Origin of the sequence: Pseudomonas sp. 43NM1, from assembly GCF_002836905.1 — a bacterium.
GTDB lineage: Bacteria > Pseudomonadota > Gammaproteobacteria > Pseudomonadales > Pseudomonadaceae > Aquipseudomonas > Aquipseudomonas prosekii.
This window is the reverse complement of record NZ_MKGS01000024.1, coordinates 1-12,870: the sequence shown is the minus strand read 5'-3', so window position 1 is coordinate 12,870 and position 12,870 is coordinate 1. Positions and strand designations below refer to the sequence as shown.

The following is a 12,870-nucleotide window of genomic DNA, read 5'->3' as shown; positions in this document are numbered from 1 at the left end:
CGCAAGCGGTGTTCCCGCGTCACCCGAGCAAACTGCTGATCGTCGGCGCCAACGACCCGATGTGGCGCGGCAGTCTGGCCGGGACTGAGTCGATCTACCTCAACAGCCGTTTGCCGCTGGTCAGTGAAAGCGGCAGCAGCGCGCTGGTGCGTGAGTTGGTGCAGGTGTTCGGACGGGTCAACGACAGCCGCCACAGTGACTGGATCAGTGAAGGCCTGGCCGAGTATTACGCCATCGAACTGATGCGCCGCGCGGGCGGCATGAGCGATGAGCGCTACGAGAGTTTGCAGAAGAAATTGGCCAAGGACAGCGCGAAAGTGACGACGCTGCGCGGCGCGCAGATTAATCCGGCGCAGGTGGCCAAAGCGGTTTTGTTGTTACAGGAACTGGATCGCGAGATTCGTTTGAAGACGCGCAACAAACGTTCGCTGGATGACGTGCAGCGCGGGGCGATGCATTTGGAAAGTGTCGATACCAAAGAGTTTATTCAACTCAGTGAGAGCGTGATCGGCGAGGCTTCGACGGTGCTCGATAGCGAGCTGCTGCAGTGACATCGCCTTCGCGAGCAAGCTCGCTCCCACAGGTTCGTGAGCGACACAACCCAGTAGGAGCGAGGCTTGCCCGCGAAGAGGCCATAAGCCTCAACGCAATTCTTTCGAGGCTCTAACGAATCAAATCCCGGTCTTGGGCGAAGTCAGCGAATCATTGCCGGTGACGGTTGCCGTTTCAGTCGCCGCTTCAGCATTGGCTTTCAACCGGCTCAGTTCATCACCGGCACGCTCAATCTTTGCGCGCACGTTGTTGATGTCCTGACGGCTTTTCTCCAGCAGGCTTTTTACCGAGCTGTGGCCGGTAATGCCACGGGCCATCGCTACGCCGCCGATCGCCACTTGGATCAAACCGAAAACACCACCGCGACGCAGGCCTTTGCCGACCATGACCACGCCGCCGGCCAGCGAGCCGATGCGCTCCCAGCCCTGGACGTTCTGTTCGGAAGGGGTTTGGAAAGGGGTGGAGTGAATCCGTTCTACGCGTTTGAGTTCGCTCATGATCTGTCTCCTGGCAGGAATAGTGCTGAGTGAATAGCTGCATCAATGGCTGCTCATCAATGATAAGTAAGCTGACTGCCGGGGCGCGCCGCTTGTTCCATCGAATGTGCAGCTTTTCAGCGGAATTTTGCCCCGGAGCGGGTGTTCAGGCCTTTGGCCATGCGGTCGTAAAGCACGACGTTGACGGTGGCCGCGAGGTTCATGCAGCCGGTGGTCGGGATGTAGACCACGTCTTCGCACCAGTCACGAATTTCTTTATCCAGCGAGCCGTCTTCCGGGCCGAAGATATACAGCGCGCGGTCCGGGTGGGTGTATTCGGGCAGCGAACGCGCACCTTCGACCAATTCCACGGCGACCGGCACGCAGCCCAGCGGCAGAATCTTTTTCAGGTCGTCGATGCCGATCAGCGGGATGTCGTAATGCACACGTTTGGTGTCGGTGACAAAGTCGGCGGCGCGTTCATAACGCTTGCCGGTATAGAAAACCGACGCCACGCCATAACAGCCAGCGGCGCGCATCACCGAACCGACGTTCTCCGGTGATTTGGGGTTATACAAACCAATGCAGCTGTACCGTTTGTCTGCCACGAGCGGGGTGCCTTCGGGAAAAAGAGGGCGATTATACGGGGATTGCACGGGCGCGGGCAGATTGCGGGATTGGCGGTGGCAGGGGGATTGCCATCGCGAGCAGGCTCACTCCTACATTGGTTTTGTGAGTGGCTTCATATCTGCGCCCAACCCAAATCCCCCTGTAGGAGTGAGCCTGCTCGCGATTGCGGCGTGTCAGGCGGCGGTGATGTCAGCTGACACGGCCCCATCGCGAGCAAGCTCGCTCCCACATTGGTTTTGTGCGGGGCTTCATATCTCCGCTTGGCCGAAATCCCCTGTGGGAGCGAGCTTGCTCGCGATTGCGGCGTGTCAGGTAGCGATGATGTCGACTGACACGGCCTCATCGCGGGCAAGCCCGGCTCCCACAAGCGCAGCGCACGGCACGCAATCAGTCGTCTTCTTTCTTCATCAGCCCGGCCAGTGCCGCAAACGGGTTATGCGTGGCTTTGGCGATTTTCGGCGTGCTCAGCGAGCCTTCGTGGAAGTACTGCTGATCGGTGTAGCGCGAGTGTTCGTTGTCGTGGCAATACAGGCACAACAATTCCCAGTTCGAGCCGTCCTGCGGGTTGTTGTCGTGGTTGTGATCGCGGTGGTGCACGGTCAGTTCGCTGAGGCGCTTGCCGGAAAATTCACGGGCGCAGCGGCCGCATACATGCGGGTACATCTTCAGCGCTTTGTCGCGATAACCCATTTCCTTGTCGCGCTGGTTGTCGGCGAGGATGCGATCCAGCTTCGAGGTATTGGTCGGCGTTGACGAACTCATGGGTTCACCTTTGTAAAAGACTAATGACGGTTATGCGGCAAGTTTAGCTCAGCCCTTGAGCTTCTCGGCAATCCAGATGGTGTGGCGCGTGCCTTTGTTGCCGTGGGCGAACACCTGGACTTCCTCAGCCTTGAAACCGGCCTTTTTCAACTTCTCGGAAAACTGCTTGTCGGCGCTGGCCGACCACACTGCCAGCACGCCTTTGGGCCGCAGTGCCTTGGCGCAGGCGCTGAGACCGCCGGCCGAATAGAGCCAGCTGTTGGCGCGTTGGGTCAGGCCTTCGGGGCCGTTGTCGACGTCGAGCATGATTGCGTCGAAACCCTGCGGCTCGGCTTGCAGCACTTTGGCCACGTCTTCCATGCGAATCACCGTGCGCGGGTCGAGCAGCGGGTTGCCGGACTTCTCGCCCAGCGGGCCGCGATTCCACTCGACCACCCCCGGCACCAGTTCCGCGACTACCACTTCAGCGGTTTTACCCAAGTGCTTGAGCGCGGAGGCGAGGGTGAAGCCCATGCCCAAGCCACCGATCAACACCCGCGAATTCGGCCGCCCGGCGACCTTGCGGCAAGGGATCTCGGCCAGGGCATCTTCGGAACCGTGCATACGCGTGTTCATCAATTGGCCGCCGTCGCCGCCCTGAATCTTGATGACGAAATCCTCGCCATATTCGAACAGGCACAAGGCACCGCCGTTTTCAGGGATGGGGGCGGTGTCGAGTAGAACGAAACGTTTCATGGCAGGCTCTTGAAGATGAATTGGCATAAGGCAAACGGACGCGGTTGGGAGTAGCCTGCAAACAGACAACAAGGCCAACGGAGCCATTGATGAAGCGCACCATTCTAACGGTCATTGCCTTGGCCGCGCTCTCGATAACTGCAGTGCAGGCCCAAGAGCTGCAAACCATCCCTACCAGCCCGGCGCCAATTTCCGGTTCACCCGGCACGGCAACACCGACGCCGTACCCGCAAATCACCCCGACCGCCGTGCCGCGCACCGGGCCGGGTAGTGGCGGGCCGCCGCTGGTGCCGATTGAAATGCCCAGCCCACCGACCAAGGACCAGCCGTTGCCGGGCCTTGAGCAGAACGGCACGAAAATCAAAACACCGGGCGGTTAGATCTGTTGCGAGATTAGCTGTCCATCGGCCATGCGCAGGCGTTTGGAGAGGGAGACGGCGAGGGCGCGGATGATTTTCGCGGCGATCTTCGGCGCGTCGTTGAGCATCTTTTCCAGCGAGTCCTTGCCCAGATTGAGCAGTTGGCAATTGCTCGCTGCGACACACGTGGCCGAGCGTCGCTCGCCGTCGAGCACGGCCATTTCGCCAAATGCGCGACCGCTGCGCAGGGTAGCCATGATCACGGTTTGCCCGTCGCTGTTGGTCTTCTGCACCGACACCTGGCCGGTGTGGATGATGCACATGAAACTGCCGGCATCGCCCTCCTGGAAAATCGCTTCGCCCTGGGCGATGGTGCTGATGCTGAAATAGCCGGCCGCCGCGGCAAAATCCACCGGCAGCAGTTGATCGAACAGGCCACAGTCCATCAGCCAGTCGCGAATTTCGTTGTTCAGTAAGGTCGGTTCTGACATGTCGTTACAGTCTTTTTCTTGTGGTCTGGTGCGGGTTGGGTCTGGCTGTCCGCGATCCCTTGTAGCAGCTGGCGGAGCCTGCGTTCGGTTGCGAAGCGGCCGCTAAACCTGAGCGCGCGGTCTTCCTGAAGAAACGCGTCAGCTGATTTCACGACTGCTTCGCAGCCGAACGCAGCCTCGTACCTCGGCAGCTGCTACAAGCCGAATGCAAGCTTCGCCAGCTACTACAGGGATAGTTGCAAAGCCGTGGCCCGGCGCTCTGGTGTTAAGACCCGAACGCCAAGCCAAGTTCCTCAGGCGATCTGCAAAACCTTGAAAACAAATGCGTATTCGAGCGCTACGTCACGTAATCCCTGATATCGCCCGCTCATCCCGCCGTGTCCGGCGCCGAGTTCGGTTTTGAGCAGCAATGGATTGTCGTCAGTCTTGGTCGCGCGCAATTTTGCCACCCACTTCGCCGCTTCCCAATACTGCACGCGACTGTCGTTGTAGCCGGCGACCACCAACGTGGCGGGATACGCCTGCGCGGTGACGTTTTCGTACGGCGCGTAGGCCTTGATCCGATCATAAACGTCCGGCTCTTCAGGATTGCCCCACTCGTCGTATTCAGTCACGGTCAGCGGCAGGTCCGGGTCGAGCATGGTGTTGAGCACATCGACGAACGGCACCTCGGCAATCGCCGCACCAAACAGCTCCGGGCGTTGATTGAGCACGGCGCCAATCAGCAAACCACCGGCGCTGCCACCGCTGATCGCCAGTTGTGGCGCGGTGGTGAAACCTTCCGCGATCAAATGTTCGGCGCACGCGATGAAGTCGCTGAACGTGTTGTGCTTGTGTTCCTGCTTGCCGGCTCGGTACCAGGCCTCGCCCAACTCGCCGCCGCCGCGCACGTGCGCGATGGCAAACGCCACGCCGCGATCGAGCAAACTCAGGCGGGCGTGGGAGAACCACGGGTCGAGGCTCTCGCCGTAAGCGCCGTAGCCGTAGAGATAAAGTGGCGTCGGTTTGCCGAGTGCTTCACGTTTGACCACTAGGCTGATCGGCACTTTGGTGCTGTCCGGCGCGGTCGCCCACAAGCGCTGGCTGACGTAAGCGTCGGCGTCGAACGGGCCGAGCACCGGGGTTTGCTTGAGCACTTTCTGCTCGCCGGTCGCCAAGTCCAACTGACGAACTTGCGCCGGACGGTTCAGCGCCTCGTAGCGCAGGCGAATTTTGTCGCTGACGAATTCCAGGCTGTTCTGCACATGCAGGCTGTAGGCCGCGTCCGGCAATTGCACGCGATAAGGCGTCAGGCCCTGTGGGCGAACCTCGATAATCGGCAAACCGCCCTCACGCAAGCTCAACGTCAGCGCTTCGACGTTCAGGCTCAGGCCTTCGATCATCACTGTGTCGCTGTGCGCAATCAGGTTCTGCCAGTCGGCGACGGTCGGCGCCACGCCAGTATCGAGCGCGGTGTACAGGGCGAAGTTGATGCCGTCGCGGTTGCTGCGGATGAACCAGGTCCATTGACCGTCGAGCGCGCCGTGATCGACATCGTATTCGTGGTCTTCAACCCGTGGCGCCAGGCAGGTAAACGGCAGATGCGGCTGGAAGGCGTCGAGCACCCAGACTTCGCTGGTGGTTTTGCTGCCCAGCGACAAGAGCAATTGCTGTTCGGAACTGGAGCGGTAGCAATGCAGGAAGAATCGACCGTCCGGCTCATGGAACACTTCTTCGGCCGCCGTGCCATCGAGGCGGTAACGCATCAGTTTGTGCGGGCGATGGGTGTCGTCGAGTTCGCCGAAGAACAGCGTCAGGCTGTCATTGGCCCACGTCATGCTGCCGTCGCAATCCTCGAATTCCAGTTCGCTGACACGGCCGCTGGATAATTCCTTGACGAACAGCGTGTAAATCTCGTCGCCCGTGGTGTCGAGGCTGTAGGCCAGACGCTGGTGATCGGGGCTGATGCTGAACGCGCCGAGGGAAAAAAAGCCGCCGTTGGCCAATACGTTCGGGTCCAGCAGCAACTGTTCCTGGGTTTCATCGATGTGCAGGCTGTCGTCGGCCGGGCGCGGGCAGCGGTAATGGCGGGCGTATTCGTCACCGGCGGTGGTGCGCGTGTAATACAGAAACGGCCCCCACGGCGAGGGCAGGGACAGGTCGGTTTCGAGAATCCGGCCCTTGATCTCTTCGAACAGGGTTTCGCGCAGGTCAGCCTGATCGGCGGTTTGCGCTTCCTGGTAGCTGTTTTCAGCCTTCAGGTAGTCGAGCACCGCGTCGGTGTCGCGCTCCTGCAGCCAGGCATATGGGTCAACCCCTTTGGCCTTGTGGGCAATCGGGGCACGGGTGACGTTGGCGGATTCGGGCATGAAGGGCTCTCGGAAAAGGTACGAAATAGGGGGTTCGCAGACATTCGGCAAATCTAGAGGCCTGTGCGGATCCTGTGGGAGCGAGCTTGCTCGCGATGAGGCCAGTACATTCAATATCAATGTTGTCTGGCAGTCCGCCATCGCGAGCAAGCTCGCTCCCACAGGTTCTGTGTCTGCACCGACTGGTATTGGGACAAGCCGGGCGGGCGAAAAGTCGTTACTATAAGCGCCTCTTTGCCACCCTTGCCATGGACACCATGACCGAGAACGACTATCTGATCGCTTGGGGCCTCTACGCCTTTGCCGCTTTAGGCTGCCTGTTGGTGTGGATGCGCATGACCCGCTGGATGTGGCGCTATCTGCGTGAACCGCTGCGGCTGCTGATGGCGGTGTTGCTGTTCACCCCGACCATCATCGACCCGGTCAAGGAAAAAGTCGCACCGGCCATCGCCATCACTGCGCTGGACCTGGCGTTCAAAGTGGGCAACAACGCCTGGCGCGCGATCTCCGATCTGTTCATGTACGGCATGATTGCCTTCGGCCTGTACCTGATTTTCGTGCTGATCCGCTTCCCCATCGAGCGCGCGTCCAACGCCCGCAAGGCGCAGGCCGCCGCCAACCAGGCTGCGCTCAAGGCTGACGATCACGCAGACGATCAACCGTTCGGCGTGGCTGGCGATGATCGCTACGGCCGTCCACCGATCCCGAACAACCCCCAGCGTTCGCGCATCGAACCGCGTTTGTAACTTTGCCCCTGCATTGAAGCGAGAGTCCGAGCATGTGTGAGTTATTGGGCATGAGCGCCAATGTCCCGACCGATATCGTGTTCAGCTTCACCGGGCTGATGCAGCGCGGCGGGCGAACCGGCCCGCACCGCGACGGCTGGGGCATTGCCTTCTACGAAGGCCGTGGCCTGCGCCTGTTTCAGGACCCGGCGGCGAGCTGCGAGTCGGAAGTCGCCAATCTGGTGCAGCGCTATCCAATCAAAAGCGAAGTGGTGATCGGGCACATCCGCCAGGCCAACGTCGGCAAGGTCTGCCTGTCCAACACTCACCCGTTCGTCCGCGAATTGTGGGGCCGCAACTGGTGTTTCGCGCACAACGGCCAACTCGCGGACTTCGAACCGATCAAGAGTTTTTACCGCCCGGTCGGCGATACCGATAGCGAAGCGGCGTTCTGCGACTTGATCAACCGCATCCGCGGGGCCTTTCCCGAGCCGGTCGAAGTCGAAGAATTGCTCCCGGACCTGGTCGCGGCCTGCGCCGAATACCGCAGCAAAGGCGTGTTCAATTGCCTGCTCAGCGACGGCGACTGGCTGTTCTGCTATTGCTCGACCAAACTGGCGCAGATCACTCGTCGCGCACCGTTCGGCCCGGCGCGCCTGAAAGACGTCGACGTGATTGTCGATTTCCAGGCCGAAACCACGCCCAACGACGTGGTCACGGTGATCGCCACCGAACCCCTGACCGAAAACGAAACCTGGACCCGCTACGAACCGGGCCAATGGAGCCTCTGGCGACGCGGTGAATGCGTCCGTCAGGGCAAGACCGAATAAAGGACTTACCCCATGTTGCTCAGTTATCTACGGCTGGTGTTGTTTGCGGCGGGCCTGTTGATCGGTGTCCAGGTGCCGGGGTTCATCAGCGATTACGCGAAACGCGTCGAAGCGCATCTGATTGAAGCGCAGACCGGTTTGAGCGGTTTCCAGAACACCGCCAATCAGTTTTTCAAGGGCGATATGCAGGCCTTGGTCGCGCATTACCGCGCCAGCGAAGACCCGATCTTCCGCAGCGATGCCGACAGCCTGAGCAACATGCTCAACCGTCAGTTGGCCCTCGATAAACAGTTCCAGGCGATGCAAGGCCCCTGGTACATCCGCTTCCTGCAAGTCGCGCTGGCGGCGGATCCGGACATTCGCAAGGAAACCTGGAATGGCTACAGCTACCAGATCCTGCTGACCCCGGAAGCCATGATCTGGGGCATGAGCGGGGCGCTGCTGCTGTCGTTCGGAATTGAATGCCTGTTCCGCTTGATCGACTGGGTAGTGCTCGGCGGCAAACGCCTGCGCCAGAGCCGGCCGATCGAAGACCGCGATGTGCGCGGGTTGTAAGGCGCCAATGCGATCCCTGTGGCGAGGAAGCTTTTGTGGCGAGGGGGTTTACCCCCGTTCGGCTGCGCAGCAGTCGTAAAACCTGCAAACGCGGTTTTTCTGTCATATCGAGGCGGCTGGTTTTGGGGCCGCTTCGCGACCCAACGGGGGTAAACCCCCTCGCCACAGGGTGTGTGCTAGCCACAGGGGGTGTGGTGGTCAGCGCGCCAGGGTGATGTAATCCTCGCCCACCTTGCGCGCATACCCCTCCAGCACCTGATGACACAACGCCACGATCTCCTCAACCCACTCAACGCCCACCCGCCACGACACCACCACCTGCAAATTCGGCGGTCGCTGGTCGATCTGCAATAACGTCAATTCCCCGCGCGCCAGTTCCTCGGCCACCAGCACCGGTGGCAATGCGCCGATGCCAAAACCATCGCGCAGCAAGCGGGTAATCGCCGACACCGAATTCACGCAATTGAGGCGCGGCGTCATCACGCCGTTGGCCTGCATCAACGCCAAAATATCCTGATGCGGATGGGAGTTTTTCGAGTAGGTAATGATCCGTTCCCGCGCCAGGTCCGCGACGCCTGAATACTCGCGGTTGTACAGGGAATTGCTCGCGACGATCCAGCCCATCGGGTGGCTGGCCAGTTCGAGGCTGCGCACGCTTTCCTGGCGTAACAGATCGGTTTGCAGGATCAGGTCGAGAAAGCCTTTTTGCAGCTGATCGCAGAGGTTCAGCGAGGTATCGGCCACCAGCTCGATTTCCACCAGCGGATAGTGATCCATCATTTGCGCCACCAGCGGGCTCAGCCACGTGTGAATCACCGTGTCCATGACCCCGACGCGTACCCGTCCGACCTTGCTCGAGCGGGTTTCGATCGACTGCTTGAGCGCTTGCATGGTGTCCATCATCTGCTCGGCATATTCGAGCACTTTCAAGCCGTCGGGGGTCAGGCTCACGCCTCGCGAATCACGCAGAAACAGCTTCACCCCCAGTTCACTTTCAAGCACCGCGATGCGGCTTGAAATCGACGCCTGGGTGGTGAAGAGCTTGTCTGCCGTCAGGCGAAAACTCTTCAAGCGAGCAACCCAAACGAAGGTTTCGAGGAACTTCAAATTCATGGGATTTGCTCTTGGATAAAGAAATCTTATGCCTGGACCGGGTTTTTATTAGTTGGACGCAGCAGGGCCGGGCGCCCAAAAATCAGGCCATCCGGTTCCCACGATAGGCGTCGTCGGGGCTCAGAACAATACCAATAAAATTTGCACGGAGATCCGCCATGAGTGCGCCCGACACCACTGCAATCCCCAAAGCCACGGCTCGGCCCGGGCCGTTTGACTGGTATCGCAACATCAATCAACAGGAACGTCGCACGTTCTGGAGCTGCAAGATCGGCTATGGCCTCGACGGCATGGACACGCAAATGCTCAGCTTCGTGGTGCCGACGCTGATTGCGATGTGGGGCATCACCACCGGCGAAGCGGGGCTGATTCACACCAGCACGCTGATCGCCTCGGCCATCGGCGGTTGGGTGGCGGGGATTCTCTCCGACCGCATCGGCCGCGTGCGCACTTTGCAACTGACCGTGCTGTGGTTTGCCTTCTTCACTTTTCTCTGCGGCTTCGCGCAAAACTACGAACAATTGCTGATCAGCCGCACCTTGATGGGGTTTGGTTTCGGCGGTGAATGGACGGCCGGCGCGGTGTTGATGGGCGAAGTGATTCGGGCCAAGGACCGTGGCAAAGCGGTGGGCATGGTGCAATCGGGTTGGGCGCTGGGCTGGGGCTTGACCGCGATTCTGTACGCGTTGCTGTTCTCGGTGTTGCCGCCGGAAGACGCCTGGCGCGCTTTGTTTATCTTCGGCATCGTCCCGGCGATTTTCGTGATCTTCGTCCGTCGATTGGTCAAGGACCCGGAAATCTATCGCGAAGCCAAAGCCAAGCAAGAGCCGAGCAACCCGGCGAAATTCTACGAGATCTTCGCGCCCGGCATTCTTTTCACGACCATTCGCGCCTCGGTGCTGACCACCGGCGCCCTCGGCGGTTACTACGCAATCACCTCGTGGCTGCCGACCTTCCTCAAGAATGAACGCGGCTTGAGCGTGCTCGGCACCGGCGGTTATCTGGCGATGGTGATCGTCGGGTCCTACGTCGGCTACGTGATCAGCGCTTATCTGACCGACATCCTCGGGCGCAAAAAGAACTTCATCCTGTTCGCCGTCGGCTCTTTCACCATCGTTCTGCTTTACACCCAATTGCCCGTCAGCAATGGCGTGATGCTGTGGCTGGGCTTCCCGTTGGGCTTCTTTGCTTCGGGGATTTTCAGTGGCATGGGCGCGTTTTTGACTGAGTTGTTTCCGACGCGGATTCGCGGCTCGGGCCAGGGTTTTTGCTACAACATCGGTCGGGCGCTGGCGGCGTTGTTCCCACTGTTTATCGGTTTGCTCAGCCAGAAAGTACCGTTGAGCGTAGGCATCGGCGCATTTGCGGCGGTGTCCTACGGCGTGGTGATCCTTGCGGCGCTGAGCCTGCCGGAAACTCGTGGCAAGCAACTGGTTGCCGAATAGCTTAATAGCCAGCAACTGATAATCTGCCGGGCGAGATTTACAAGAATGTCCCGGCAGTAAAAAAAGAAAATGCCTACAGGAGTGTTCACCGTGAGCCGCCTGCTATTGAACTGCGACATTGGCGAAAGCTTTGGCAACTGGACCATGGGTCTGGACGCCGAGGTCATGCCGTTCATTGACTGCGCCAACATCGCTTGCGGCTTTCATGCCGGCGATCCGAGCATCATGCGCCAGACCGTCGGCCTGGCCCTGAGCCACGGCGTGCAGATCGGCGCGCACCCGGCCTATCAGGACCTGGTCGGTTTCGGTCGGCGCTCGATGGCCTATGCCGCGCAGGAACTGCAAGACATTCTGCATTACCAGATCGGCGCCCTCGACGGCATTTGCCGGGCGCAGGGTGGGCGGGTCAGTTACGTCAAACCGCACGGCGCGATGTACAACGACATGATGGCCAACCCGGCGCAATTGCGCGCGGTGATCGAGGCCGTCGCGGCGTATGACCGCACGTTGCCGCTGATGCTGATGGCCACCCGCGACAACAGCGCCGCGCAGCAATTGGGCGACGAATGCGGCGTGACCTTGTGGTTCGAGGCGTTCGCCGACCGCGCCTATGACAGCGCCGGCAAACTGCTTTCGCGGCAATTGCCCGGCGCGGTGCATCACCAACCGGAGAAAATCATCGAACAGGCGCTGACCATTGCCCGTGGCGACTCGCTCACTGCCAGCGACGGCAGCGCTTTGCAGTTGCGCGCCAACACGCTGTGCGTGCACGGCGACAACGCCAGTTCGGTGGCCGCCGTGCAGCGCATCCGCGAAGCCTTGAATCAGCAGAGCGCCTCATGAAACTGCGGGTAGAAGTGGTCGCGCTGGATTGCCTGATGGTGCGGCTGTTCGATGAAATCGCCGAAGCGAACATGCCGTGGATGCTCGCCGCCAGCGAAGCATTACGCGCTGCGTTTGGCGAACATTTGATTGATCTGGTGCCGTCCTACACGACGCTGATGGTGCATTACGAGCTGACCGCGCTGAGCCCGGCGCAGGCGCGGGAATTGATCGGCGAAGCGTTGATTGATCTGTCGCCCAACGCCAGTACGCGCGGCCATTGCCATGTGTTGCCGGTCTGGTACGACGTCAGCGTCGGCCCGGAATTGGGCCTGTTGTCGCAACGCAGCGGCTTGTCGATGGACGAGGTAATCCGCCGCCACAGCGAGCGCGAATATCAGGTGTTTGCGTTGGGTTTCGCGCCGGGTTTCGCGTTTATGGGGCTGGTCGAGGAAGTGCTGGCGGCGCCGCGTCTGAATACGCCGCGCAAGAAAGTCGCGGCGGGCAGCGTCGGTATCGCCGAGCGCCAGACGGCGGCTTATCCGGCGGTTTCCCCCGGTGGCTGGAACCTGATCGGCCGCACTCCGGCAAAACTGTTCGACCGCGAGCGCGACGGCTACAGCCTGATGCAGCCGGGCGACACGGTGCGCTTTGAAGCGGTCAGCCACGCCGAATTCATCAACCTCGGCGGCGACGATACGCCACTGGAGGCGCAGGCATGAGCCGACTGAGAATTGAAGCAAGCACGCCGCTGTGCCTGTTGCAGGACGCCGGGCGATTTGGCGTGCGGCATCTGGGCGTGACCCAGGGCGGCGGGCTGGATTGGCGCTCGATGTCGTGGGCCAATTGGCTGCTCGGTAACGGCCTGGATGCGCCAGTGGTGGAAATCACCCTCGGCGGATTCACCGTGCTGGCCGAGGAAGATTGTGTGCTGGCGCTGGCCGGCGCTGACCTCGGCGCGCAAGTGGATGGCCAGCCGTTGGCGCCGTGGCGCAGTTTCAGGCTGCACCAAGGCCAGCGCTTGCAG

General features: G+C 60.7%; 14 protein-coding genes and 2 pseudogenes. 9 read left to right on the top strand and 7 right to left on the bottom strand.

What is annotated here, in order from left to right; translation table 11 throughout:
• Window positions 1-551, top strand: a pseudogene (locus tag BI292_RS04490) (hypothetical protein); the annotation flags it as partial.
• Between the two features lie 120 nt (window positions 552-671).
• Here BI292_RS04490 and BI292_RS04485 read toward each other — a convergent pair.
• The 4 genes from BI292_RS04485 to BI292_RS04470 form a co-directional block, all read right to left on the bottom strand.
• Window positions 672-1,049: a DUF2892 domain-containing protein gene (locus BI292_RS04485; RefSeq protein ID WP_101207131.1), complete on the bottom strand. Its 378-nt coding sequence runs from the start codon at window positions 1,047-1,049 to the stop codon at window positions 672-674.
• Between the two features lie 116 nt (window positions 1,050-1,165).
• Window positions 1,166-1,636, bottom strand: a complete 471-nt coding sequence (locus BI292_RS04480; protein ID WP_010462134.1) for an RNA methyltransferase — start codon at window positions 1,634-1,636, stop codon at window positions 1,166-1,168.
• Between the two features lie 409 nt (window positions 1,637-2,045).
• A complete protein-coding gene (locus BI292_RS04475) occupies window positions 2,046-2,420 on the bottom strand; it encodes a YajD family HNH nuclease (RefSeq protein WP_092271723.1) in 375 nt (124 codons plus the stop codon).
• 48 nt (window positions 2,421-2,468) lie between these two features.
• Window positions 2,469-3,155, bottom strand: a complete 687-nt coding sequence (locus BI292_RS04470; RefSeq protein WP_092271720.1) for a spermidine synthase — start codon at window positions 3,153-3,155, stop codon at window positions 2,469-2,471.
• Between the two features lie 89 nt (window positions 3,156-3,244).
• Here BI292_RS04470 and BI292_RS04465 point away from each other — a divergent pair, with 89 nt between their 5' ends.
• On the top strand, window positions 3,245-3,535 hold the full coding sequence (locus BI292_RS04465) for a hypothetical protein (RefSeq protein WP_092271717.1): 291 nt from the start codon (window positions 3,245-3,247) through the stop codon (window positions 3,533-3,535).
• Here BI292_RS04465 and BI292_RS04460 read toward each other — a convergent pair.
• Together BI292_RS04460 and BI292_RS04455 are read right to left on the bottom strand one after the other, a co-directional pair.
• Window positions 3,532-4,005, bottom strand: a complete 474-nt coding sequence (locus BI292_RS04460) for a cyclic nucleotide-binding domain-containing protein (RefSeq protein WP_092271714.1) — start codon at window positions 4,003-4,005, stop codon at window positions 3,532-3,534. The two genes, BI292_RS04465 and BI292_RS04460, sit on opposite strands and share 4 nt — an antisense overlap.
• Window positions 4,006-4,298: 293 nt before the next feature.
• Complete coding sequence (locus tag BI292_RS04455; RefSeq protein ID WP_101207130.1) at window positions 4,299-6,353, bottom strand: S9 family peptidase; 2,055 nt, start codon at window positions 6,351-6,353, stop codon at window positions 4,299-4,301.
• Window positions 6,354-6,601: 248 nt separating this feature from the next.
• Here BI292_RS04455 and BI292_RS04445 point away from each other — a divergent pair, with 248 nt between their 5' ends.
• From BI292_RS04445 to BI292_RS04435, 3 genes are read left to right on the top strand one after another with little or no spacing between them, the layout of a single operon-like run.
• Entirely contained in the window at window positions 6,602-7,099 is a 498-nt protein-coding gene (locus tag BI292_RS04445) for an MFS transporter (RefSeq protein WP_101207129.1), read from the top strand.
• A 32-nt stretch (window positions 7,100-7,131) separates the two neighbouring features.
• Window positions 7,132-7,908, top strand: coding sequence for a class II glutamine amidotransferase (locus tag BI292_RS04440; RefSeq protein WP_092271705.1), 777 nt, complete (start codon window positions 7,132-7,134; stop codon window positions 7,906-7,908).
• Window positions 7,909-7,920: 12 nt separating this feature from the next.
• Window positions 7,921-8,463 carry a DUF2937 family protein gene (locus BI292_RS04435; RefSeq protein ID WP_092271702.1) on the top strand — a complete coding sequence of 181 codons (543 nt, stop codon included), beginning with the start codon at window positions 7,921-7,923 and terminating at the stop codon, window positions 8,461-8,463.
• Window positions 8,464-8,661: 198 nt separating this feature from the next.
• Here BI292_RS04435 and BI292_RS04430 read toward each other — a convergent pair whose 3' ends face one another.
• On the bottom strand, window positions 8,662-9,576 hold the full coding sequence (locus BI292_RS04430) for a LysR family transcriptional regulator (RefSeq protein WP_101207128.1): 915 nt from the start codon (window positions 9,574-9,576) through the stop codon (window positions 8,662-8,664).
• Window positions 9,577-9,734: 158 nt separating this feature from the next.
• Between BI292_RS04430 and BI292_RS04425 the strand changes: the two genes are divergently transcribed.
• The 4 genes and pseudogenes from BI292_RS04425 to BI292_RS04410 form a co-directional block, all read left to right on the top strand.
• Window positions 9,735-11,021: an MFS transporter gene (locus tag BI292_RS04425; protein WP_101207127.1), complete on the top strand. Its 1,287-nt coding sequence runs from the start codon at window positions 9,735-9,737 to the stop codon at window positions 11,019-11,021.
• A gap of 90 nt (window positions 11,022-11,111) precedes the next feature.
• Window positions 11,112-11,864 carry a 5-oxoprolinase subunit PxpA gene (locus BI292_RS04420; RefSeq protein ID WP_092271693.1) on the top strand — a complete coding sequence of 251 codons (753 nt, stop codon included), beginning with the start codon at window positions 11,112-11,114 and terminating at the stop codon, window positions 11,862-11,864.
• The gene (locus tag BI292_RS04415; RefSeq protein WP_101207126.1) at window positions 11,861-12,565 is read left to right on the top strand and encodes an allophanate hydrolase subunit 1; all 705 of its coding nucleotides are present in this window, start codon (window positions 11,861-11,863) and stop codon (window positions 12,563-12,565) included. Before BI292_RS04420 ends, BI292_RS04415 begins: the two co-directional genes overlap by 4 nt.
• Window positions 12,562-12,870 (top strand): annotated as a pseudogene (locus BI292_RS04410) (allophanate hydrolase); the annotation flags it as partial. The gene BI292_RS04415 and the pseudogene BI292_RS04410, both read left to right, overlap by 4 nt.